This window comes from Rhizobium esperanzae (assembly GCF_002204185.1).
In the GTDB taxonomy this organism is placed as follows: Bacteria; Pseudomonadota; Alphaproteobacteria; order Rhizobiales; family Rhizobiaceae; genus Rhizobium; species Rhizobium esperanzae.
The window spans coordinates 121,445-145,330 of record NZ_MXPU01000010.1 but is presented as its reverse complement, the minus strand read 5'-3'; the positions used below and the strand labels follow the sequence as shown (position 1 = coordinate 145,330).

The window sequence follows — 23,886 nt, the reverse complement described above, 5'->3', positions numbered from 1 at the left end:
AATATTCCCCGAGAATATAAGTTTCAGCCGGCCTCCACCTAGAGCATGATGCCGAAAGTGTGAGCGGTTTTCGGGCGACGTCATGCTCTAACTCTTCAAGATTCAGGTTTTAGGCCGACCGGGCCTAAAATCATCCTGTTCTAGGCCGGTAATTGAAAGGCCCGGACGTTTCCGTCCGGGCCTGGCATCGACTTACTGGCCGGTGACCACCTTCGTCCAGATCCGCGTCGCGGTGCGCTGCGTCTTCCGGTCCCACGGCTTTACGGTGAAGAGGTTCTTCATCACCTCGTCCGTCGGATAGACGGCCGGATCTTCCAGCACTTCCTTGCTGACGAACTGCTGCGAGGCCTTGTTGCCGTTGGCATAGAAGGTGTGGTCGCTCGCCTTGGCGATGACCTCGGGCTTCATCAGGTAATTCAGGAATTCATGCGCTTCGGCCACATGCTTGGCATCGGCGGGGATCGCCATCATGTCGAACCACATCTGAGCGCCCTGCACGGGGATCGAATAGTTGACCTCGACACCGTTCTTGGCTTCGGCCGCACGGTCGCGGGCCTGCAGCATGTCGCCGGAATATCCGAAGGCGATGCAGATATCGCCGTTGGCAAGGGCGTTGATATATTCGGAGGAGTGGAACTTGCGGATATAGGGGCGCACCGCGGTCAGCAATTCCTCGACCTTCTTGAAATCCTCGGCCTTGGTGGAGTTCGGATCGAGGCCGAGATAACGCAACGCCGTGGTCATGACGTCCTTCGGCGTGTCGAGCACGTAGATGCCGCAGTCCTTGAACTTTTCGGCGACCTTCGGGTCGAAGATCACTTCGAGACCGGGCTTGGCATCGGGTCCGAGGATTTCAGCGACCTTCTTGACATTGTAGCCGATGCCGTCGGTGCCCCACATGTAATCGACCGCATATTCATTGCCCGGATCGTATGCGGCGGTGCGCTGCTGGATCACGTCCCACATGTTGGAGAGGTTCGGCAGCTTAGACTTGTCGAGCTTCTGGAAGACGCCGGCCTGGATCTGGCGCTGCAGGAAGTCGGCGGTGGGAACGACCACGTCATAGCCGGTGCCGCCGGCAAGCAGCTTGGTTTCTACCGTCTCGTTCGAATCGAATGTGTCGTAGACGACCTTGATGCCGGTTTCCTTGGTGAAATCGGCAAGAATGCTGTCGTCGATATAATCCGACCAGTTGTAGACGTTGACGACGCGCTCCTGCGCAACGGCCGGCGCGGCGGCAAGGAGCGCGGCGATGGCTGCGGCCGTCACGGTTGCGATGGTTGACCTCATGACTTCTCCTGTTTGTTCGAAGAGCCCGCATGCGCGGACATCTTTTCCCTCTGGTTTGCCCGCAGACTAAGAAGGAATTTCTAACCCTACAAGCGCAAAAAAATGCGCCTTCAATCATTTCACGATCACTGGAAGTCGAAGGCGCTGAGGCCCGCCACCATCTCGTCGAGCCCCAGCGGCCGCGTTATCGGCGGCTCGGCGCGGGAAAGGCAGCCGCGCCGCTCGCAAAGACGACAGGCCGGGCCGATCGCAACCGGATCGAGCGCCGCCGCCTGCCCGTAGACCACGCCGTCTGCAAGAGCGGCGTCGCAGCCGACCAGAATCGCGGTGCGTCTAATCCTTTCGCCGAATTCGACGCTCGGCCCCTCGAGCGTGCGGGCGACCGTCAGGAAAGATGCGCCATCCGGCATGACCACCGTCTCGGCGAGAATCTGGCCCGGCTGCAGGAAGGCGGCGTGGATATTGAGCTTCGGGCAGCCGCCGCCGAAACGGGCCTGCGGAAAGCCCTGCGCGCCGGCTCGCCGCAGCCGGTGGCCGGCCGCATCGATCTCGATGAGGAAGAAGGGGATGGCTGCCGCCCCGGGTCGCTGCAGCATTGTCAGACGCGTTGCCGCATGGCCGAAGGAGACGCCGAAACGCGCGCGAAGAATATCAATGTCGTAACGCGTCGCTTTGGCCGCCGACAGGAACGCCTCGTAGGGCATTGCCAGCGCCAGGGCCGCAATGCGGGCAAGTTCGAAGCGGGCGATGCGGCGCGCCTCGGCGGAAGAAAGCGAGAGATCGTCGAGCTCGGCATCGATGGCCGGCAGCAAGGCAAGGCTCGCGACCTCGACTGAGATTTCGTGCGCACGATCGGCCGGCGACAGCCGTTCCGAAATGAAAAGCCGCATCGAATGACGATCGAAACGGCGGCGCAGATCCGGCATGACGTGCACCGGCAGGACACGCACCGCAATGCCGCGCTCGGCGCGCAGCCAGTCCTTCAGCCCCGCCGCCAGATCGAGGCCGCCGGGCAACGTCGCAGCAAAGGCTTCCGCTGCGGTCTCGATCCGTCCGAAATAGCCGGATCGGCGCTCCAGCGTCTCGCGCAGCTCGTCCAGCGGCAGTCGGCCGGCGGCAACAGGTGCATGTCCCTCGGCTGCCATCAGCGCCGTCAGATCGGACAGCCGGGCGGCCTGTTCGCGATAGGCGCGATAGAGCTTGATCATGCCGCTTGCGGCATTGGGTGCGGCCTCGGCCACCTCGACCAGTTCCTGATCGCCGGGCAACTCTCCTGACAGCAACGGGTCGGCGAAGACCTCCTTGAGCTGACTGAGGCTGCCCCCGGTCTGTCCGCGCAACTCCTCCAGATCGACCCTGTAGACGGCCGCGAGCTTCAGCAGCAGCTGCACCGTCAACGGCCGCTGGTTGCGCTCGATCAGATTGAGGTAAGAGGGCGATATTTCGAGCGCCTCGGCCATGGCGGTCTGCGTCAGCGCCAACGCATTGCGGATGCGCCGCAATTTCGGGCCTGCGAATATCTTCCGTTCCGCCATTGTCACACCCTTTGACAGGCAAGCGGCGCCAACGTTTACAAAATTTTACAAATTCACAGCGCCACTCTGTCAATCCTCGTCATCTTAACCTGTTTCTGCCCAGGAAATCAAAGCTTTTTCTGGCAATTCCGCGCGATATTGTCAATCTTGTCATCAACACCCCTGACGTCAGTTTTTAGTGAGGAGATCAGCATGACCGATTTTTACAACCTTGTCCGAAACGCACCAGCAGGCCGCTTCGACGGCATCGAAAGGCCCTATTCGGCCGCCGACGTGCAGCGGCTCAGGGGCTCGGTGGCGCTCACCCATACGCTCGCCGAAATGGGAGCGGGTCGGTTGTGGCAGCTCATTCACCAGGAAGACTTCGTCAATGCGCTCGGCGCGCTCTCCGGCAATCAGGCCATGCAGATGGTCCGGGCCGGGCTGAAGGCGATCTACCTCTCCGGCTGGCAGGTGGCGGCCGACGCGAATACGGCATCGGCAATGTATCCCGACCAGTCGCTTTATCCCGCCAATGCCGGGCCGGAGCTTGCCAAACGCATCAACCGCACGCTCCAGCGCGCCGATCAGATCGAGACATCGGAAGGCAACGGGCTTTCCGTCGAAACCTGGTTTGCGCCGATCGTTGCCGATGCGGAAGCCGGTTTCGGAGGACCGCTCAACGCCTTCGAGATCATGAAGGCCTATATCGAGGCGGGTGCTGCCGGGGTGCATTTCGAGGACCAGCTCGCTTCGGAGAAGAAATGCGGCCATCTCGGCGGCAAGGTGCTGATCCCGACGGCCGCCCATATCCGCAATCTCGACGCCGCACGGCTTGCCGCCGACGTCATGGGCGTGGCGACGCTGGTGATCGCCCGCACCGATGCGGAAGCGGCAAAGCTCTTGACTTCAGACATCGACGAGCGCGACCGCCCCTTCGTCGATTACGATGCCGGGCGCACGGTCGAAGGCTTCTATCAGGTCAGAAACGGCATCGAGCCCTGCATCGCCAGGGCCGTAGCCTACGCGCCGCATTGCGATCTCATCTGGTGCGAGACCTCCAAGCCGGATCTCGAGCAGGCGCGGCGTTTTGCCGAGGGTGTGCACAAGGCCCATCCCGGCAAGCTGCTTGCCTATAATTGCTCGCCTTCCTTCAATTGGAAGAAGAACCTCGACGAGGCGACGATCGCGAAGTTCCAGCGCGAACTCGGGGCGATGGGCTACAAGTTCCAGTTCATCACGCTCGCCGGCTTCCATCAGCTGAATTACGGCATGTACGAGCTGGCGCGCGGCTACAAGCAACGGCAGATGTCGGCCTATTCCGAGCTGCAGCAGGCCGAATTCGCCGCAGAGGCGAACGGCTATACCGCCACCAAGCATCAACGCGAGGTCGGCACCGGCTATTTCGACGCCGTGTCGCTCGCCATCACCGGCGGCCGGTCGTCGACCACGGCAATGCACGATTCAACCGAACATGCGCAGTTCAAACCGGCTGCGGAATAGGCGAAGAGGAGGACAAGACCATGGCATCCATTTCACGCGTCCGGGAACGGGCCGAAGAGCAGACCACCAGCATGAGCGAGGATCAGCAGACGACGATCCGCATGCTCGCCAACGACCTGCATCGGCTGAACCAGTCGGTCATGAAAGCCGTCGATGCCGGCGTTTCGGTCGAACTGGTGCGCTCGGCCCGTCATCACGGCGGCGACGGCAATTGGGGCGACCTGTTGATCCCGGTCGTCGTCACTAACCGGCATTGACAAGCATAGCCTGGGCGACCTCGGGTCGCCGCCCTTCATCGAAACGCCCGCGTGTCTCGGAGATGCGCGGGCGCTTCATCGTAAACTTCAACCGCGGCTCGGCCGTTTTCCGGCGAAGAGATCGGCATAGCTTCGGATGAGCTTGGTCATTCGGTCGGCGACGGTACGGATTTCGGGGCGATGACGGTCCTCGGCATTCATGACGATCCATTGGCGGTGACGCAGTTCCGGCAGTTCGCCGCCCTGGCGCTGCAATTCCGGATGAAGATCGCCGACGAAACAGGGAAGCACGGTCTTGCCGGCGCCGGCGCGCACCAGGTCCGGCAGCGAACGCGGCCGGTTGACGGTGGCGACGATGTTAGCAGCGGCATGGGCGTGCGGCCAGCGCAGATAGGCTGATATCGCCTCCTCCTCGCCGACGGCGATCCAGCGCTCGTCGGTCTCGGCGGCGTTGCGTCTGGCATAGACAGCATAGGCCACCTCCCCGAGCTGGCGTGCGGCCAGATTGGCCTCCTCCGGCTCGAAAGCACGAATGCCGATATCGCTCTCACGATAGGCAAGGCTCGCCCGCGCCTCGCCAATGGAGAGCGCAATGGCGAAGCCATCGCCCGGCATGCGGATTGCGGCGAAATTTTCGGTCAGCAGCCAGGCGAGCCAGGTGCCGGTGGTGATCCTGACGGTCGTGCCGCCCTCACCGGATTGCCGCCAGGCCTCCACCTTGCGGGCAGCGGCTTCCATTTCCTGAAGATGGTCGAGCAGCGCCTGGCCATCCCCAGTCAGCCGGTAACCGGTCTGGCTGCGCGAAAACAGGGCGCGGCCGACCTCCTGCTCGAGATCGAGCATGCGCCGGCCGACCGTCGCGGGACTGAGCCCGCTGGCAGCACTCGCTCCCGTCAAGCCGCCGAGCCGGGCGACCTGCAGGAAAAGCTGATAGGAATCCCAATTCGCGTTTTTCATTAATGAAAAACATAGCTGGATTTTCTCTGTTTATGAAGAGAATTTTGACGCCTAAATGAAGTGATGTCTAACAGAAAGGACATCGCCATGTTCGACATGATCACCATCGCCGGCGTCCACGGATACCGGCACTCCTGCAAGCCAAGCGGCTCCAAGGCGGATGAAGAGCGGTTCTATGCCGAGTTCGGAGAGTGCAGCATCGTTGGCTTCGCGGCTTGGCTGACCTCGCTCGACCTCATGCTCAAGCGGGCAGTGTCAAAAGGAAGGCGCCGCAATGTTACGGCGCAATCCTGCGGCAGTCGTGGCCGGGTTCCTCAAGCGACTTTCCTTGCGCCGAGGTGAGCGGGCGCGGGCTCGCCGCCAATGCGGAAGCGTTCGATCAGCGCCATCAGTATATCGGCCTCGCCGGCAAGCAGCCGGCTTGCCTGCGTCGTCTCGGCAACCATCGACGCGTTCTTCTGGGTCATCTGGTCCATGGCGTTCACTGAACCGTTAACCTCCTGCAGCGCGGCCGACTGATCACGGCTCGCGGTGGCGATGGTCTCGACATGGCCGCTGATCGCGATGATCTCCTGGCTGATCGAGGCAAGAACGCTGCCGGTCTTCTGAACGAGTTCCGATCCGACCGTCACCTCACGGCTCGACGTCTCGATCAGCGACTTGATCTCGCGCGCCGCATCGGCCGAGCGCTGGGCGAGCTCGCGGACTTCCTGGGCGACGACGGCAAAACCCTTGCCGGCCTCGCCGGCCCGCGCCGCCTCGATGCCGGCATTGAGCGCCAGAAGATTGGTCTGGAAGGCGATGTCGTCGATCACCTCGATGATTTGCTCGATACGCTGCGAGGCTCCTTCGATACGCTCCATGGCGGCGACGGCATCGCCGACCACGGTGCCGGAATTGTCGGCCGTCTTCTTGGTTGCGGCCACGACATCGTTGGCTTCACGGGCGCGCTCGGCGGAGGAGCGGACTGTGACGGTAATCTCCTCCACCGCAGCGGCGGTCTCCTCGAGGCTTGCCGCCTGCGCCTCGGTGCGCTTGGAAAGCTCGCCGGCGGAGGCCGAAACGGCGCTGCTGTTGCGTTGAATCGTCGAGGCGCTGTCGCGGATGCCGGAGAGCGTATCCTGGAGCCGCAGCAGAGATGCGTTGAAATCGACGCGCAGTTGTTCCAGCCGGCCGATAAAGGGCGTGCCGATCGTTTGCGAGACATCACCCTGGGACAGGCGCCCGAGACCGGCGGCAAGCTGGCTGACGGCAAAATCGATCTGGCTGTCGAGCGAGCGCTTGTCGGCATCGTTGCGGGCGCGTTCGGCATCACTCAAGGCACGCTGTTCGGCCGCCTGCGTTTCCAGATCTCGCCTGGCGCGAGCGCTGTCTCGGAAGAGCGCCAGGGCCCGGCCGATTTCACCGAACTCATTCTTCTTCTCGGCGCATGGAATATCTCCCTCGAGATTACCCGAGGAGATCGAGTGGACGCTCGCGGTCAGCGCCTGCAGAGGCCGCACCGACAGGCGGATCGTATAATAGGCGAGAACACCGACGAGCAGCATGACAATGAGGCCGACGCCCAGAACCAGCATCTGCAGTTCATTCAGGCGTTCGTAGTAGACTTCCATCGGGATGCCGATGAAGAGAAGGCCGACATTGGCGTTCGCTGCGCTCTTGATGGGGAAATAACCGGTCATGAAGCTGCGGCCGAAAAGTTGCGCCGGACCATAATAGGCCTCGCCCTTGGCGAGAACCGGCTGGGCGGGATGATCGGCGGCGAGCTTGGTGCCGACCGCGCGCTCACCGTTTTCCTTCTTGAGATTGGTCGAGATGCGGACATAGTCGCCGCCCTGCTTCTGGAAGATCGTCGCTACGCCTGCAATCGATTGCGCCGTACGGTCGACCAGCGAATGGTCGGCAAGGGCCGGAATGGCGTCTTCCGTGACGGCTCCAAGCTGATTGTTCTTCAGCTCGATCTTTGCCGCCTGATCGGCAGCACCGTAGAGGACAGCCATCGCCCGGGTCGCGTCCCTGGCGTCGGAGACGGCCCCGTCCATCACATGCCGGCTCAGATTGTAATAAGTCACGCCGACGATGGCGGCCGTGCTGATCGCCAGCAAAAACAGCGTGATCGCAACGATCTGACGGATGATAGATGTAGAGAAAAAGCGCAGCATCGAAACCCCCGGCGGCAACGAGGCTAAATTAGAGGAAAAGCGTTAAGGAAAATTTTCCGTAAATCTGGGGTGGCCGAGATATTCATCTCCCCGGTTTCCCGGTGTTTCGAATCGGCCTAGCGCGAGTGTCTCGAAGTCTTAGAGCCTGCCAATGCGGCCTATCGGGGCTTGAGGGAAATGCAAACGGCCCCGGATAGTCGGGGCCGTTCCAATGGATAGATCGTGCCTGATCAGGCGGCGCGGTAGACCTGCGTTTCGCCCACCCCGCCATCAATCTTGAACTGCTGGATGAGACGGCGCAGCGCGTCGGCCTCGTCGGCCAGTTCGCGGCTGGCGGCAGTGGTCTCCTCGACCATGGCGGCGTTCTTCTGCGTCATCTGGTCCATCTGATTGACTGTCGAGTTGACGCTCTGCAGCGCGTTGGACTGATCGTGGCTGGCGCGGGCGATCATCTCGACATGCTGGCTGATCGTGACGATCTGGGCGCTGATCTTCGCAAGCACCGTGCCGGTTTCCTGGACGAATTGCGAGCCGGAGCTGACCTCGTTGGTCGACTTGTTGATCAGACCCTTGATCTCCTGCGCGGCGGCGGCGGAGCGCTGGGCAAGTTCGCGGACTTCCATGGCGACGACCGCGAAGCCCTTGCCGGCCTCGCCGGCGCGCGCCGCTTCGATGCCGGCGTTGAGCGCCAGCAAATTGGTCTGGAAGGCAATCTCGTCGATGACGCCGATGATCTGCTCGATCTGACGCGAGGCTTCCTCGATGCGGCCCATGGCGTCGATCGCATTGCTGACGACGACGGCGGAGTCGTCGGCGCTGCGCTTGGCCTGGCGGACGATCTGGTCGGCATCCTTGGCGCGTTCGGCCGACGAGCGGACGGTGACGGTGATCTGATCGACGGCAGCCGCGGTCTCTTCGAGCGAAGCGGCCTGCTGTTCCGTGCGCTTGGAAAGATCCTCGGCCGACCGGGCCATCTGGTTGCCGTTGCCTTGGATCAATTCGACGTTGTCGCGGATCTGGCTCATCGTCGCCTGCAGGCGCAGCATGGACCCGTTGAAATCCTGACGCAGCTGTTCGAGACGGCCGATGAAGGGCGTTTCGATCGTCGTCGAGATATCGCCCTGCGACATACGCTCGAGGCCGGCCGCAAGCGCGTTGACCGCGAATTCGATCTGGCGGTCCATCTCGCGCTTTTCGGCATCGTTGCGCTGGCGCTCATGTTCGGCGGCAGCGCGCTCTTCATCGCTCTGTTCCTCGATGCGGATCTTCGAGATGGCATTTTCCTTGAAGATGCCGAGCGCCCGGGCCATGTCGCCGATTTCGTCGTGGCGCTGCTCGCCTGTTATGCTGGTATCCAGCGCGCCTTCGGCGATGCGGCGCATGGCGCCGGTGATCTGACTGATCGGCCGCTGCAGCGTCAGTACCAGGGCGATGCCGCCGAGGATCGACAGAAGGATGCCGAGGCCGGTGGTCATGACGGAGATGCTGTTTGCCTGGGTGCGCTCGGTGCCAGCCGTCTGCTTCTGCAGTTCGGCGAAATCGGTGAGCTTCTTCCAGATCCCATCGAGTTCCTGTCGCGCCGCGGCATAGGCGGTCACGCGCTCGCCGATCGTATCGACGATCTTCGAACCGCCGCCGGAGATGGCATCGAGCGCCGGCTTGATCGCGTCCGATATGCCTTCGGCAAAGCCCATACCCTTGGCGCTGGTGGTCAGCACCTCCATGTCCTTGCCGAGCGTGCCGGTCTGCTGCTGCAGACGGACGAGATTTTCCTTGCTTGAATTGGCGAGGAAATCGGAAAGGACGATCTGCAGCGCATAGACGGAATTTTCGAGACGCCGCGTATCCTGAAGGACGGAATTGGTCTGGGCGATGCGGCCTTCGAGTTCGGCGAAACGCTGTGTCGCCTCACGCATCTTCTGCGTCGCGGTCAGCTGCGTATAGGTCGAGGTCTGGCGGAAGCGGGACACGAGACGACCGAGCTCGGTGATGTTTTCCTCCGTCGGGCTGGGCATCTCAGCGATCGTCTTGATGCTGTCGATCGTCGCAGCCAGCGAGTCGATGACATTCTTCTGGTTGGTCGGAACCGAGATGGCGATCAGTCGCTGAGACTTCATGATCTCCGGCAGCTGTTCCTTGATGTAGGCGATCTTTTCCTCAGGCGTCTGCGGCTTGCCGTAACCGCTGGCGACGCTGCCGAGGAAATCGCCGCCCTTCAGCAGGCGGTCGGCAGTACGCAGCGTGATGGTTGCGGCGCCTTCGTCGCGTTGAAGCGCGGTCTGCAGTTCATCGGCCTGATAGGAGACCGTGAAGCGGGTGCTGATCAGGCTCTTCTGAGCCGCGTCGATCTGATCGTGCAGCTTCTGCTCCTGCTCGTGCAGCCCCCAGAGCTTGTCGACGACGCCCGAAATACCCTTGGTGCGACTCGATGCCTCGGCAAGACTGTCGCGGCCGGCGGCCTCTTCCCCGACCTGATCCAGCGTCTGGTCGAGCACGCCCTGCTGGGTTTTCAGATCCGACAGCAGCTTGTCGCGCGCCTGCGGGCTCGTGATGCGCAGGAAATCGTCCATCGAACCGTAGAGATCCTTGAACCCGCTCAGCGACTGCAGCACGCTGTTGGATATTTCCATGCGGCCCTGGAGAAGCCCGGATGCATAAAGGCCGGTCAAGCCCACCGCCGAAATGGTGACGACAAAGGGCAGAACGAAGATCAAAACCTTGGTCTTGATCCTGAAACGGGAAAGAATCTTGTCAATCAACATGGCGTTCCGGGCCTTTCATACACTACTCCTCCCGCGGGCAGCCATAAGGCGCGCCAGCCGAGTGCACATCGAAACTATTCTATTTCCATCAGGGAACCTGGAGGCCAGGCGGCAGTCATTGCCGGTTCATGTCCAAACAGAGTTGGAAACGCCCAAATAATCGCGGGCAATAGTGTCAGATTAGATATTAATTTTCAGATAAGCGGTGGACGTAAAGCCAAGGCGGTGAAACAATTGCAAATTATGCGCGGCGCGGCCGCAGTGTCGCGATCGGGGGCCGGCAAGTTTGCTTTCAGACGCGCGGGCCGGATCAGATGAGGTGAGCGAGCAGCAGCGCCAGGCTGGCGGCAGTCGCGCCGGCTGCAAGCATCAGGTATCGTAGGCTGGCCGTGCGGGCGTCGGGTTTTGCCTGGGCGATTGCGATGGCGCGGGCGCGTCGTGCGTTTCTATTCATGCTCGAAACCTCACTCTTATGACACAACAGTCCAACAAAAAGGCCTGCCGGTAAAGCTTAATTTGGGAAAAGCTTTGTGAGCCGGCAATTGAGACAGGATGGCGCACCTCTCTTAAGAAGTCTTGAATCCTTATACCGGATATCTCTATGCGCATTCGCCAGCGGCAAAACCGGAGGCCCAGGCCCATTGGAAATTATAGCCGCCGAGCCAGCCGGTGACGTCGACGCATTCACCGACGAAATAAAGGCCGGGAACGGACTTTGTTTCCATGCTGCGGGAATCGAGCGCTGCCGTATCGATACCGCCGAGCGTCACTTCGGCGGTGCGATAACCTTCTGAGCCGGACGGTTTGACGATCCAGGTCTGGGCGCTGGCGGCCAGCCGCTGCAGCGCCTTGTCGGGCAGATCGGCCATATTGCCGGCGATCTTTTCCCGCTCGACGAGAAACTGGGCCAGCCGCTTCGGCAGGATATCGCCGAGAGCTGTGTGGGCCGACTGGCGGCCATTCAGCTGCTTTGCCGCCTTCAAATGCGCTGATATGTCGATATCCGGCTCGATCGCAACGACGATTTCATCGCCCTCCCGCCAGTAGGAGGAGATCTGCAGGATGGCGGGGCCGCTCAAACCCCGATGGGTAAACAGCAGCGCTTCGCGGAAGGCGGTGCGGCCATGGCGGATTTCGGCCGGAGCCGAAATGCCGGCAAGCGGTGCAATGCTTGCGAGCAGGCCGGGATCGAGCGTCAGCGGCACGAGGCCGGGACGGGTTTCGAGCACGGCCAGGCCGAACTGCTCGGCGAGACGATAGGCAAAGCCGGTGGCGCCCATCTTCGGGATCGATTTGCCGCCGGTTGCCACGATGAGAGAGGATGCCTCGAAGACGCCTTCGCCCGTGGAGACGCGGAAGTCCGCCTCCCTCCGTTCGACGCCGGATATTTCGGTGTTGAGATGCAGCGCCGCGCCGGCCGCGCGCATCTCATCGAGCAGCATGCGGATGACGTCCTTGGCGCTGTCGTCACAGAAAAGCTGGCCGAGCGTCTTTTCGTGCCAGGCAATGCCGTGCCGGTCGACCATGGCGATGAAGTCGGCGGGCGTGAAACGGGCGAGCGCCGACTTGCAGAAATGCGGATTGGCGGACAGGAAATTCTTCGGTTCGGCATGGATATTGGTGAAATTGCAGCGGCCGCCGCCCGATATGCGGATCTTCTCGCCAGGCGCCTTCGCATGGTCGAGGACCACGACCGAGCGGCCGCGTTTGCCCGCGCGAATGGCCGCCATCATGCCGGCGGCTCCGGCGCCGATGACGATGACGTCGCTCTTGTGCTGCAAACTCTTTTCCCCGATCCAACCGGCGTCTTCTTTTCCATCAAAGGGCGAAAGTCAACATTCTCAACCCCTCGCCAATTGGCAAAGTCCGGCTATGATGGCGCCAAGATCAACCAAACCGGTGTGTCATGTCCCCAAAAAAGACGACGCTGAAGCCTGCCAGAACCGTACCCGCCTCGACCAAAACTCCCCCGGACCCCGGATCGCTGCGCGGTGTTGCCAACTGGAAGGAAGCGGCGCAATGGCTGAGAGCCAGGGGCATCGAAGACATCGAATGCATCACGCCCGACCTTGCCGGCGTGCCGCGCGGCAAGATGATGCCGAGCTCGAAATTCACTTCCAACACTTCGCTGGCGCTGCCTTCGGCGATCTACCGGCATACGATTTCGGGCGAGTATCCGGAGGAGACGGAAAGTTTCCGATACGAGCCTCGCGACAGCGACCTGAAGCTGATGCCGGATCTGTCGACGCTCTCGGTCGTGCCCTGGGAAACCGACCCGACGGCGCAGGTGATCTGCGACATCGTCGATTCGGACGGGGGTGAAGTGCCCTATACGCCACGCAACGTCTTGAAGCGGATCATGAGCCTCTATCACGACCGCGGCTGGAAGCCCATCGTGGCGCCGGAGATCGAGTTCTATCTCGTCGCCAAGAATGACGACCCCGACTATCCGCTGCATCCGCCGAAAGGCCGCTCCGGCCGCTCGATCCTCGGCGGCCAAGGCTATTCGATCGCCGGCATCAACGAATTCGACGAGCTGATCGACGACATCTACCATTTTTCCGAAAAGCAGGGGCTGGAGATCGACACGCTGATCCACGAAGAGGGACCGGCACAACTCGAGATCAACCTGCGCCACGGCAATCCGATCGAGCTTGCCGACCAGGTGTTCCTGTTCAAGCGCACGATCCGCGAGGCGGCGTTGAAGCATGACATCTATGCGACCTTTATGGCCAAGCCGATGCAGGGCCAGCCGGGGTCGGCAATGCATATCCACCAGTCGGTGGTCAATGTCGAGACCGGCAGAAATGTCTTCTCCAATGCGGACGGATCGGCGTCGAAGGAATTCTTCCATTTCATCGGCGGCATGCAGAAATTCGTGCCGAGCGCGATGGCGATGCTGGCGCCCTATGTGAATTCCTACCGGCGCCTGCAACCCGACATGTCCTGCCCGGTCAACAACGCCTGGGGCTATGACAACCGGACGACCGCCTTCCGCGTCCCGGTTTCCGATCCGCAGGCGCGGCGGGTGGAAAACCGGCTGCCGAGTTCGGATGCCAATCCCTATCTGGCGCTCGCCGCCTCGCTCGCTTCCGGCCTGCTCGGCATCATGAGGGAGATCGAGCCGACGGCGCCGACAGAGGATTCGGCCAATGAGGGCTCGATCGACCTGCCGCGCGGCCTGCTCGAAGCCGTGGCGCTGATGGAGGACGAGCCCGCCTTCGAAGAGGTGTTCGGCAAGCAGTTCATCGGCCTTTACGCCGGCGTCAAGCGCGGTGAGTTCGAGACCTTCATGCAGGTGATCAGTCCCTGGGAGCGGGAGTTTCTTCTGCTCAACGTGTGAGCGATATCATGGCATCGCAGGCGATGTGGCAGAGCCCGATTGCGCCCGGGCTATCCTGGTATCAGGCAAGCGTCGGGGAGCGGCCGACCTACGCCGCTCTCGACGGCTCGAGGACATGTGACGTCGCCATTGTCGGCGGTGGCTATACCGGCCTGCAGGCCGCCTATAATCTCGCCAAATCAGGCGTTTCCGTCGTGCTGATCGAAGCCTGGCGCTTCGGAGACGGAGCGTCGGGGCGCAATGGCGGCCAGCTCGGCACCGGCCAGCGATGGTGGCCGGAAGAGCTTGAGGAAAAGATCGGCTACGAACGCTCGAAGGCGCTGTTCGATGTCGCCGAGGCGGCCAAGCGCCATCTTCTCGATTTCGCCCGGGAACATCAAATCGAGATCGATTATGTGCCCGGCCAGCTCAACGTCGCGCACAAGGCAAGCTACGAACGCGACTATCGTGAGAATGCCGAAATCGCCGCTGAGCGTTACGACTATCCGCATTTGAGCTTCATGGATGAGAAGGAAACACAGGAGCGGCTCGGCTCGAAGCGTTTCCGCTGCGGCGTGCGCGATGTCGGCACCGGCCATATTCATCCGCTGAAGCTGCTCATCGGGCTGGCGCGGGTGACCGCCAATGCCGGCGCTTCCATCTTCGAGATGACACCGGCAAAGGCGATCCGCCAAAGCGGCGGCAAGGTGACGATCGAAACCGAAAAGGGCACGATCACCGCCGACCGGGCGCTGATCGCCTGCAACGGCCATATCGGCAATCTGGAGCCGGTGACGGCAAGCCATGTCATGCCGATCCGCTCCTTCATCGGCGCCACCGTTCCGCTCGACGGCTATCCAGATGTGCTGCCGGGCGGCGAGGCCGTCGCCGATTCGCGCTTCGTCGTGCGCTATTTCCGTAAATTTGAAAGCCGCCTGCTGTTCGGTGGGCGCGAGGCCTATACCGCGGACAATCCGCGGGACATTTCGCAGCATATCCGCCGGCAGATCGGCGAAATCTATCCCGACCTGAAGGACATCGAGATCACCCATGCCTGGGGCGGCAGCGTCGGCATCACCATGCCGCGCCAGCTTTTCGTGCGCGAGGTGATGCCCGGCGTCACCTCGATCGGCGGTTATTCCGGCCATGGCGTCATGCTGTCAAACTACTGTGGCAAGCTCTATGCGGAAACGGTGCTTGGCAAAACCGGCGATCTCGATCTGTTCAAATCGCTCGATATTCCCGCCTTTCCCGGCGGAGCCAGGATGCGGGCGCCGTTGCTTTTCCTCGCCTTGTCGTGGTTTGCGCTTCGCGACAAGTTTTAGTCCGATTGCGGATTTCCTCTTCCGGGAATTCGCTCTAAAACCGGTGCCTGACAGATTCATTGCACTGCACACTGGCTTTTTTAAATCGATTAGATTAAAAGGGCCACCAACCAGCCTGATTGAGAGACAAGCTCATGAGCAGCCAGATCATTCCCGTTGAGCCTTTTGATTATGTCGTCTTCGGCGGCAGCGGCGACCTTGCCGAGCGGAAGCTTTTGCCTGCGCTCTATCATCGCCAGATCGAGGGTCAGTTCACGGAACCGACCCGTATTATCGGCGCCTCGCGCAGCCCGCTTTCGCATGAGGAATATCGCAAGTTCGCCAAGGACGCGTTGAAGGAACACCTGAAGAAAGGCGAATACGACGACTCGGAAGTCGAGAAGTTCTGTGCCCGCCTTTACTACGTTTCGGTCGACGCCCGCACGGACACGGGCTGGGATCAGCTGAAGAAACTGCTCGACGAAAGCAAGGACCGGGTGCGCGCCTTCTATCTGGCGGTAGCACCCGGTATCTTCGGCGACATTTCGCAAAAGATCCACGATCACAAGCTGATCACCAGGTCGACCCGCATCGTCGTCGAAAAGCCGATCGGCCGCGACCTCGCCTCGGCGCTGCAGCTCAACGACACGATCGGCCGCGCCTTCAAGGAAGAGCAGATCTTCCGCATCGACCACTATCTCGGCAAGGAGACGGTGCAGAACCTGATGGCGCTGCGTTTCGCCAATGCGCTTTACGAGCCGCTGTGGAACGCCAACTATATCGATCATGTGCAGATCACCGTGGCGGAATCGGTCGGCCTCGAAGGTCGCGCCGGCTATTACGATACGGCCGGCGCGCTGCGCGATATGGTGCAGAACCACATTCTGCAGCTGCTCTGCCTGACGGCGATGGAAGTACCCTCGTCGATGGATTCCGAAGCCGTTCGCGACGAGAAGCTGAAGGTGCTGCGCGCCCTGAAGCCGCTCGATGCCTCCAATGTCGAGCAGGCGACGGTGCGCGGCCAGTATCGCGCCGGCGCTTCGGGCAGCGGCCCGGTCAAGGGTTATCTCGAAGAGCTGGAAGGCGGCGTCTCGAACACCGAGACTTTCGTCGCCATCAAGGCCGAGATCAATAACTGGCGCTGGGCGGGCGTTCCCTTCTATATCAGAACCGGAAAGCGGCTTACCGGACGCATGTCCGAGATCGTCATCACCTTCAAGCCGATCCCGCATGCAATCTTCGACCAGGCGGCCGGACGCATCGTCGCCAACCAGCTGATCATCCGCCTGCAGCCGGATGAGGGCGTCAAGCAGTCGCTGATGATCAAGGATCCGGGTCCGGGCGGTATGCGGCTGCGCAATGTCTCGCTCGACATGAGCTTCGCCCAGGCCTTCAATGTCCGCAATCCCGACGCCTACGAGCGTCTGCTGATGGACGTGATCCGCTCCAACCAGACATTGTTCATGCGCCGAGACGAGGTCGAAGCGGCATGGAAATGGGTCGACCCGATCCTGAAAGGTTGGGAAACGACCGGCCAGCAGGTGCAGGGCTATACGGCCGGCACCTGGGGCCCGAGCCAGGCCATCGCGCTGATCGAGCGCGACGGCCGCACCTGGCATGACGACATCTAGGACGATATCGATGGCATCGACCCTGCATTCTTTCGCCAGTGCCGCTGAACTCGCCGGCAGCCTCGCCGACACGGTCGCCGATAGGCTTTCGGCAGCAATCGCCGCCCGCGGCGCCGCCTCCATCGCCGTTTCCGGCGGCTCGACGCCAAAGGCCTTCTTCCAGGCGCTGTCGACGCGCGACATCGCCTGGGACAAGGTGACGATCACCCTGGTTGACGAACGCTTCGTGCCGGCCGACAATACCCGCTCGAACCATCTGCTGGTCGATGCCAATCTCTTGCAGAACAAGGCAAAGGCGGCGCGGTTCGTGCCGCTTTACCAGCCGGCAGCCTCGGTCGAGGAGGCCGCAAGGCTGGCGACGGAAAAGAGCGCCGAGATCGGCATCCCCTTCGACGTCGTCATCCTCGGCATGGGCGGCGACGGCCACACGGCCTCGTTCTTTCCCGGCGGCAGCAATCTTGCCGAGGCGCTCGATGCCTCGACGCCGCGCGGCGTCATCACCATGGAGGCAGAAGGAGCCGGCGAGCCGCGCCTGACTTTCACCTTCTCCAGTCTTCAGGATGCCGGACTGCTGGTTCTCCATATCGAGGGCGAAGGCAAAAAAGACGTTCTCGCCAAGGCGGAAGGCAGCGGTGACGAGGCAGAAATGCCGATCCGCGCCGTTCTGCGCCGGGCCACTTCCCCGGTCGAGATCTACTGGGCTCCCTGATCGGCCCCAGACCCGGATCCGGATTTCAGGCCGGAGCCGCCGAAAGAGATAGAGACAACGAACAAGGCAGGGATTTTCCATGTCCGCTCACGCACGCATTTCTGCGATCACCGATCGCATCGTCGAACGCTCGAAGCCGACCCGCGAGCGCTACCTGGAACGGCTGCGCGCCGCGGCTTCCAAGGGTGTGCAGCGTTCGGTGCTCGGCTGTGCCAACCTCGCCCACGGCTTCGCGATCTGTTCCCCCGCCGATAAAGACGCGCTCGCCGGCGATCGCATCCCCAATCTCGGCATCATCACCGCGTATAACGACATGCTCTCGGCCCACCAGCCGTTCGAGACCTATCCGGCGATCATCCGTGAGGCGGCCACCGAGGCCGGCGGCGTCGCCCAGGTGGCCGGCGGCGTGCCGGCGATGTGCGACGGCGTCACCCAGGGACAGCCGGGCATGGAGCTGTCGCTCTTCTCGCGCGACCTGATCGCCATGGCCGCAGGCGTCGGCCTGTCGCACAATATGTTCGATGCCGCCCTCTTCCTCGGCGTCTGCGACAAGATCGTGCCGGGCCTCGTCATCGCCGCACTATCCTTCGGACATCTGCCGTCGATCTTCGTTCCCGCCGGTCCGATGACGACAGGCCTGCCGAACGACGAGAAGTCGCGCGTTCGCCAGCTCTTTGCCGAGGGCAAGGTCGGACGCGCCGAACTGCTGGAGGCGGAATCGAAATCCTACCATGGTCCCGGCACCTGCACCTTCTACGGCACGGCCAACTCCAACCAGATGTTGATGGAGATCATGGGATTCCATATGCCGGGCTCCTCCTTCATCAATCCCGGCACGCCGCTGCGCGAAGCGCTGACGCGCGAAGCCGCCAAGCGGGCGCTTGCGATCACCGCACTCGGCAACGAATTCACGCCGGCCGGCGAGATGATCGATGAGCGCTCGGTCGTCAATGGCGTCGTCGGCCTGCATGCGACCGGCGGTTCGACCAACCACACGCTGCACCTCGTCGCCATGGCGCGGGCAGCCGGCATTCAGCTCACCTGGCAGGACATTGCCGAGCTTTCGGAAATCGTGCCGCTGCTGGCCCGCGTCTACCCGAACGGCCTTGCCGACGTGAACCATTTCCAGGCGGCCGGCGGCATGGGTTTCCTGATCAAGGAACTCCTGAAACACGGCCTGGTGCATGACGACGTGCGCACCGTCTTCGGCCAGGGCCTCCAGGCCTATACGGTCGATGCCCGGCTCGGCGAAAACCGCGGCGTGTTGCGCGAGCCGTCGCCGGAAAAGAGCCATGATCCAAAGGTGCTCTCCAGCATCGAAACGCCGTTCCAGGCAAATGGGGGGTTGAAGATGCTGCGCGGCAATCTCGGCAAGGCAGTCATCAAGATCTCCGCCGTCAAGCCGGAGCGCCACATCATCGAGGCGCCGGCAATCGTCTTCCACAGCCAGCAGGAACTGCAGGACGCCTTCAAGGAAGGCAAGCTCAACCGCGATTTCGTCGCTGTCGTGCGCTTCCAGGGGCCGAAGGCGAACGGCATGCCGGAGCTGCACAAGCTGACGCCGCCGCTCGGCGTGCTGCAGGACCGCGGCTTCCGCGTGGCGCTCCTGACCGACGGGCGCATGTCCGGCGCATCCGGCAAGGTGCCGGCGGCTATCCACGTCACGCCGGAAGCGGTCGATGGCGGCCCGATCGCCCGCATCCGGGACGGCGACATCATTCGCCTCGACGCGATCAAGGGCACGCTCGAAGTGCTGGTCGACGCAGCCGACATGGCCGAGCGTGAGCCGGTGAGCATCGATCTCTCCGACAATGAATTCGGCATGGGCCGTGAACTCTTTGCACCTTTCCGCCGCGCCGTCGGCGCTTCCGATCAGGGCGCCAGCGTGCTCTTCCACTGAGCGCAAATCAGTTTGAATAAACAAAACCCGCGGGGCGCCTGAAGCGTCCCGCGGGTTTTTCTATGACCGGTCCGAGACTATCCGTCAGGCGCGGATATCGAGGACGTAATCCTTGTGCGCGGGGTGCGTGCTGTAAACGAAGATCTTGTTCAGCTCCTTCTGCGTCAGCAGGCGCAGGAAGCGAACCTCGATCGTATTGTTGGCGTTGACCTTCATCAGCAGGCATCCGACCTTGGTGATGCGGGCATCCGGAATATCCAGATAGAACTGCTTCGGCAGGTTGAACTGGGTCAGGATCGCAAGCGTCGCGCTGCTCATCGAGATGCGGACAATATCGCAGCGGCGCGAAGCCGCGTGCATGACGCCCTTTTCCGTATATTCGATGCGCGCGGCGTTCATTGTGTCCTCCATTTTGAACCGCGCCTCGCGGTCATACATGAAGGATTCTTCCTTGCTCAGGAAATGAGATCTTGGCTGTGACGGATTGGAAGCGGCCACTTGCTTATCCCCCTCATAAATTGACGAGGAAAAGGTAGCAGCCGATCTTTAACAGAAAGTGAGAATTCGGCTGCCTCCGCACAATTCCAAGGTTTATTCCCCCAAAAATGGCCGCCTCATTTCCGGTAGGTGTGGCCGCTCGCGTCGAAGAGATGCAGCCTCTGCCGATCGGCGGCAAAGCGCATCTTCTGGCCCTTATGGACATCGTAAATGCCCGGCAGCTTGACGACGATCGGCTCGCCGGGCACCAGACCTTCGATATAAAGCAGCGTCACTTCGCCGAGCGCTTCGACGATCGACACTTCACCCTCGAAAACATAGTCGGCGCCGTCGGCGATCCTCAGATCTTCGGGACGGACGCCGAAGCTCGCCTGCTTGCCCTTCTCGGATGCGTCGGTCGCCACATCGAGCGTGACCGACATGCCGCCGGTCAGCGTCACGGTCGTCTGGCTGCCGGTCCCGGCGATCGTCGCGGGAATGATGTTCATGGCGGGCGAGCCGATGAATTTCGCAACGAAGAGGTTGGCCGGGCGTTCGTAGAGCTCCAGCGGCGCGCCGACCTGCTCGATATTGCCGGCCGACAGGACGACGATGCGGTCGGCGAGTGTCATCGCCTCGACCTGATCGTGGGTGACGTAGATCATCGTCGTATCGGCCATCTGCTCGTTGAGACGGGCAATTTCAATACGCGTGGCGACGCGCAGCGCGGCATCGAGGTTGGACAGCGGCTCGTCGAACAAGAAGACCTTGGGATCGCGGCAGATGGCGCGCCCGATCGCCACGCGCTGGCGCTGGCCGCCGGAGAGCGCCTTCGGCAGGCGGTCGAGATATTTGGTCAACTGCAGGCTTTCGGCCGCCGCCCGCACGCGGCGGTCGATCTCCTGCTTGCTTTCGCCGGCGATCTTCATGCCGAAGGCCATGTTGTCGTAGACGGTCATATGGGGATAGAGCGCGTAGGACTGGAAGACCATGGCAATGCCGCGCTTCGAGGGCGGCACGTCATTGACGAGCTGGCCGTCAATATACATCTCGCCGCCGGTAATCGCCTCGAGACCGGCGATCATACGCAGAAGCGTGGACTTGCCGCAGCCGGACGGACCGACGAAGACGATGAATTCGCCCTGCTTGATATCGAGGTCGATCCCGTGGAGAACGTCCACGGAACCGTAGGATTTGCGGATATCCTTCAGCGTCAGTCCAGTCATTTGTCACTCCCCTCCTGATCCTTAAGCGAGACGGGCGAAATACGCCCCCCAAGCCGGAATATCGATCTTGTCGCCATAGTTGTTGCTGATAAAGCCGTGCCCCGTCAACGCCTGCCATTCTCCCGCAGGCAGGGTGACGCTAGCCTCGGCGGGGCTCATGTTGAAAATGCAGAGCAGCTTCTCGTCACTATACTCGCGGGTGAAGACCAGGACATCGCCCTCGGTTTCCTCGAATTCGATCTCGCCCTTGGCAAAGGCCGGGTGCAGCTTGCGGAAGGCGATGAAGCGGCGATAGTGCTCGAGCACCGAAGTCTCGTCGCCCTGCTGGACGTTGACGGCGCGCAGGATATGTTCGACCGGCACCGGCAACCACGGCTTGACTGTCGAAAAGCCGCCTTGGGCGACGTGGCTGTCCCAGACCATTGGCGTGCGGCAGCCGTCGCGGCCCTTGAATTCAGGCCAGAACTGAATGCCATAGGGATCCTGCAGATCCTGATAGGCAAGATCGGCTTCCGTCAGGGCCAGTTCCTCGCCTTGATAGAGGCAGACGGAACCGCGTAGCGTCAAGAGCAGCGAGGCATAGAGCTTGGCGAAGGCGTCGTGATCGGCGACCAGCCCACCCCAACGGCTGACGTGACGCATGACGTCGTGATTGGAGAAGGCCCAGCAGGCCCAGCCATCGGGGGCGGCAGCTTCGAAATCCTCCATCACCTCCTCGACGCGCTCCGGCGTCAGCGGATCTGGCGCCAGGAATTCGAAGGCATAACACATATGCATCTTGTCGTTGCCGGAGGTATATTCGCCGACGATTTCGAGGCCGCGCTGGCTGTCGCCCACCTCGCCGACGGCGGCGATCGCCGGGAATTCCTCAAGCACCGCACGAAAGCGCTTCAGGAAGGCAAGGTTCTCCGGCCGGTTCTTGTCGTAGATATGCTCCTGGAAATTATAGGGATTGACCGCAGGCGCGGTCGATGCGTTGCGCCGCTCGGGAGCGAGCGCCGGATTGTCGCGCAAGAGCGGGTCGTGGAAATAGAAATTGATGGTGTCGAGACGGAAGCCGTCGACGCCGCGATTGAGCCAGAAGCGCACGACATCGAGCAGGCGATCCTGCACTTCCGGATTATGCAGGTTCATATCCGGCTGCGAGGTCAGGAAATTGTGCAGGTAATATTGCATGCGCGTCGGATCCCACGCCCATGCGGAACCACCGAAGATCGACAGCCAATTGTTCGGCGGCGAGCCGTCGGGTTTGGCGTCGGCCCAGACATACCAATCAGCCTTGGCATTGGTCTTACTGGAACGGCTCTGCACGAACCAGGGGTGCTGGTCGGAGCTGTGGGAGATGACGAGGTCGATCATCACGCGGACGCCGAGGCGATGGGCCTCAGCGATCATCGTATCGAAATCCACCAGCGTGCCGAAGATCGAATCGACATTCTCGTAATCGGAAACGTCGTAACCGAAATCGCGCATCGGCGAGGTGAAGAACGGCGAGATCCAGATCGCATCGACGCCGAGGCTTGCCACATGCGGCAGGCGGGCGGTGATGCCCTTGAGGTCGCCGATGCCGTCGCCGTTCGAATCCTGGTAGGAGCGCGGATAGATCTGATAGATCACCGCGCCGCGCCACCAGTCCTTGTCGGCGGTCAAGATCGATTGGGAAGCCACGTTCATGAGATATCCTGTTCGTCACATTTTGGGGGATTGTCAGCCGCCCTTGACCGAACCCGCCAGCAGACCACGCACCAGATAACGCTGCAGTCCGAAGAAAACGAGCAGCGGCACGACGATAGTGACGAAGGCCGACGCCGTCAAAATCTCCCAATTGCCGCCGCGCGAGCCGAGCAGCGCGTTCAGCCTGCCGGTCAGCACGAGGTGATCCTGGTCGGTGCCGAGGAAAACCATGGCGACGAGCAGGTCGTTCCATACCCACAGGAACTGGAAAATGGCGAAGGAGGCAAGTGCCGGGAAGGACAAGGGCAAAACGATACGAACGAAGATCTCGAAGTCGCTTGCGCCGTCGACGCGGGCGGACTCGATGATCTCCTTCGGCAGGCCGGCGATATAGGCCCGCAGAAGAAAAATGGCCAGCGGCATGCCGAAGGCGGTGTGCGCAAACCAGATACCGGGATAGGTCTTCGACGGCTGGCCGAGCATATTGCCGATCTCGTTGTAGAGGCGCAGCAGCGGAATCAGGGACATCTGCAGCGGCACGACGATGAGGCCGACGACGAGCGCAATCAGCAGCCCGCGGCCGGGAAACTCCATCCAGCTCAAGGCATAGGCGGCAAAAGCGGCAATCAGGATCGGGATGATCGTTGCCGGGATCGTCACCGTCAGCGAATTGATGAAGGACTGACCGATGCCTTCGCCGGTCAGAACCGTCTTGTAGTTCTGCAGCGTGAACTCCGGTGGCGCGGAGACGGACACGTACATGCGCCGCGGCCGCTCGTCAGGCGAAAAGGCCGTGTTCTTCATGTAGCGATAGCTGCCGTCGCTGTTGATCTGCAGGCTCTCGCCGTCGCCGAGATCGGCGGTCTCGCCGGCTTCAAAAGCGGCCGGCTGCTGCACGCGGTTGCCGAAGGCTTTTACCGAGCGGCCGGTCTGCCCTTCCAGTACATTGCCTGAAATGACGTAAGTGGCGCCTTCCTGCTGTTGCTGATCCGGCGTGCCCAGGCGGACGGCGATGGTCTGGGTCGAGCCGGCAAAGGCCGTCCACCAGCCGGAGACGACGATCTGGTCCTTGTCGCGCAGGGCGCTGACGAAGATGCCGAGCGTCGGGATCAGCCAGATGATGACGATCAGCAGAACGGCAAGGTGAACGAAGAGGCGGGCGGGGCCGATCTTGAAGTAGCTTCCGACAGCGGTCATC

Annotated in this window: 19 protein-coding genes; 8 read left to right on the top strand and 11 right to left on the bottom strand. The window is 61.8% G+C overall.

Annotated features, from left to right (window positions below):
• Positions 1–192: 192 nt before the first annotated feature.
• Together B5E41_RS16675 and B5E41_RS16670 are read right to left on the bottom strand one after the other, a co-directional pair.
• On the bottom strand, positions 193–1,290 hold the full coding sequence (locus B5E41_RS16675) for a polyamine ABC transporter substrate-binding protein (protein ID WP_088395256.1): 1,098 nt from the start codon (positions 1,288–1,290) through the stop codon (positions 193–195).
• 125 nt (positions 1,291–1,415) lie between these two features.
• The gene (locus B5E41_RS16670; protein ID WP_088395255.1) at positions 1,416–2,825 is read right to left on the bottom strand and encodes a helix-turn-helix domain-containing protein; all 1,410 of its coding nucleotides are present in this window, start codon (positions 2,823–2,825) and stop codon (positions 1,416–1,418) included.
• A 192-nt stretch (positions 2,826–3,017) separates the two neighbouring features.
• Here B5E41_RS16670 and aceA point away from each other — a divergent pair, with 192 nt between their 5' ends.
• Both aceA and B5E41_RS16660 read left to right on the top strand, forming a co-directional pair.
• Positions 3,018–4,307: an isocitrate lyase gene (gene aceA, locus B5E41_RS16665; protein WP_088395254.1), complete on the top strand. Its 1,290-nt coding sequence runs from the start codon at positions 3,018–3,020 to the stop codon at positions 4,305–4,307.
• A 20-nt stretch (positions 4,308–4,327) separates the two neighbouring features.
• Positions 4,328–4,564, top strand: a complete 237-nt coding sequence (locus B5E41_RS16660; protein ID WP_088395253.1) for an SMc00767 family acetate metabolism repressor — start codon at positions 4,328–4,330, stop codon at positions 4,562–4,564.
• A gap of 87 nt (positions 4,565–4,651) precedes the next feature.
• Here the strand turns inward: B5E41_RS16660 and B5E41_RS16655 are convergent, their stop codons facing one another.
• Positions 4,652–5,521 (bottom strand): LysR family transcriptional regulator, encoded by an 870-nt coding sequence (locus B5E41_RS16655; RefSeq protein ID WP_088395252.1) that lies wholly within the window; start codon positions 5,519–5,521, stop codon positions 4,652–4,654.
• 87 nt (positions 5,522–5,608) lie between these two features.
• Between B5E41_RS16655 and B5E41_RS16650 the strand changes: the two genes are divergently transcribed.
• On the top strand, positions 5,609–5,863 hold the full coding sequence (locus B5E41_RS16650; protein WP_176439418.1) for a hypothetical protein: 255 nt from the start codon (positions 5,609–5,611) through the stop codon (positions 5,861–5,863).
• On the opposite strand, the gene B5E41_RS16645 is transcribed toward B5E41_RS16650, so the two are convergent.
• From B5E41_RS16645 to B5E41_RS16635, 4 genes are all read right to left on the bottom strand, one after another.
• Entirely contained in the window at positions 5,836–7,683 is a 1,848-nt protein-coding gene (locus B5E41_RS16645) for a methyl-accepting chemotaxis protein (protein WP_088395326.1), read from the bottom strand. The two genes, B5E41_RS16650 and B5E41_RS16645, sit on opposite strands and share 28 nt — an antisense overlap.
• Before the next feature lie 230 nt (positions 7,684–7,913).
• Positions 7,914–10,445, bottom strand: coding sequence for a methyl-accepting chemotaxis protein (locus tag B5E41_RS16640; RefSeq protein ID WP_088395250.1), 2,532 nt, complete (start codon positions 10,443–10,445; stop codon positions 7,914–7,916).
• A gap of 310 nt (positions 10,446–10,755) precedes the next feature.
• Positions 10,756–10,899: a hypothetical protein gene (locus tag B5E41_RS31740; protein WP_176439416.1), complete on the bottom strand. Its 144-nt coding sequence runs from the start codon at positions 10,897–10,899 to the stop codon at positions 10,756–10,758.
• Between the two features lie 145 nt (positions 10,900–11,044).
• Positions 11,045–12,226, bottom strand: a complete 1,182-nt coding sequence (locus B5E41_RS16635) for a BaiN/RdsA family NAD(P)/FAD-dependent oxidoreductase (RefSeq protein WP_176439415.1) — start codon at positions 12,224–12,226, stop codon at positions 11,045–11,047.
• A gap of 125 nt (positions 12,227–12,351) precedes the next feature.
• On the opposite strand from B5E41_RS16635, the gene B5E41_RS16630 reads away from it, so the two are divergent.
• The 5 genes from B5E41_RS16630 (at position 12,352) to edd (ending at position 19,311) form a co-directional block, all read left to right on the top strand.
• Positions 12,352–13,788, top strand: a complete 1,437-nt coding sequence (locus B5E41_RS16630) for a glutamine synthetase family protein (RefSeq protein WP_088395248.1) — start codon at positions 12,352–12,354, stop codon at positions 13,786–13,788.
• Between the two features lie 8 nt (positions 13,789–13,796).
• The gene (locus B5E41_RS16625) at positions 13,797–15,092 is read left to right on the top strand and encodes an NAD(P)/FAD-dependent oxidoreductase (RefSeq protein WP_088395325.1); all 1,296 of its coding nucleotides are present in this window, start codon (positions 13,797–13,799) and stop codon (positions 15,090–15,092) included.
• A 134-nt stretch (positions 15,093–15,226) separates the two neighbouring features.
• Positions 15,227–16,702, top strand: coding sequence for a glucose-6-phosphate dehydrogenase (gene zwf, locus B5E41_RS16620; RefSeq protein ID WP_064800716.1), 1,476 nt, complete (start codon positions 15,227–15,229; stop codon positions 16,700–16,702).
• Positions 16,703–16,712: 10 nt separating this feature from the next.
• Complete coding sequence (gene pgl, locus B5E41_RS16615; protein WP_088395247.1) at positions 16,713–17,411, top strand: 6-phosphogluconolactonase; 699 nt, start codon at positions 16,713–16,715, stop codon at positions 17,409–17,411.
• Between the two features lie 79 nt (positions 17,412–17,490).
• Positions 17,491–19,311, top strand: a complete 1,821-nt coding sequence (gene edd / locus B5E41_RS16610) for a phosphogluconate dehydratase (RefSeq protein WP_088395246.1) — start codon at positions 17,491–17,493, stop codon at positions 19,309–19,311.
• 84 nt (positions 19,312–19,395) lie between these two features.
• Here the strand turns inward: edd and B5E41_RS16605 are convergent, their stop codons facing one another.
• The 4 genes from B5E41_RS16605 to B5E41_RS16590 form a co-directional block, all read right to left on the bottom strand.
• On the bottom strand, positions 19,396–19,749 hold the full coding sequence (locus tag B5E41_RS16605; protein ID WP_009996042.1) for a hypothetical protein: 354 nt from the start codon (positions 19,747–19,749) through the stop codon (positions 19,396–19,398).
• 176 nt (positions 19,750–19,925) lie between these two features.
• Positions 19,926–21,014, bottom strand: coding sequence for an ABC transporter ATP-binding protein (locus tag B5E41_RS16600; RefSeq protein WP_088395245.1), 1,089 nt, complete (start codon positions 21,012–21,014; stop codon positions 19,926–19,928).
• A 21-nt stretch (positions 21,015–21,035) separates the two neighbouring features.
• Positions 21,036–22,688, bottom strand: coding sequence for a beta-galactosidase BglA (bglA, locus tag B5E41_RS16595; RefSeq protein WP_088395244.1), 1,653 nt, complete (start codon positions 22,686–22,688; stop codon positions 21,036–21,038).
• Between the two features lie 33 nt (positions 22,689–22,721).
• Positions 22,722–23,885, bottom strand: coding sequence for a carbohydrate ABC transporter permease (locus B5E41_RS16590; RefSeq protein WP_064800711.1), 1,164 nt, complete (start codon positions 23,883–23,885; stop codon positions 22,722–22,724).
• Position 23,886: the final 1 nt, after the last annotated feature.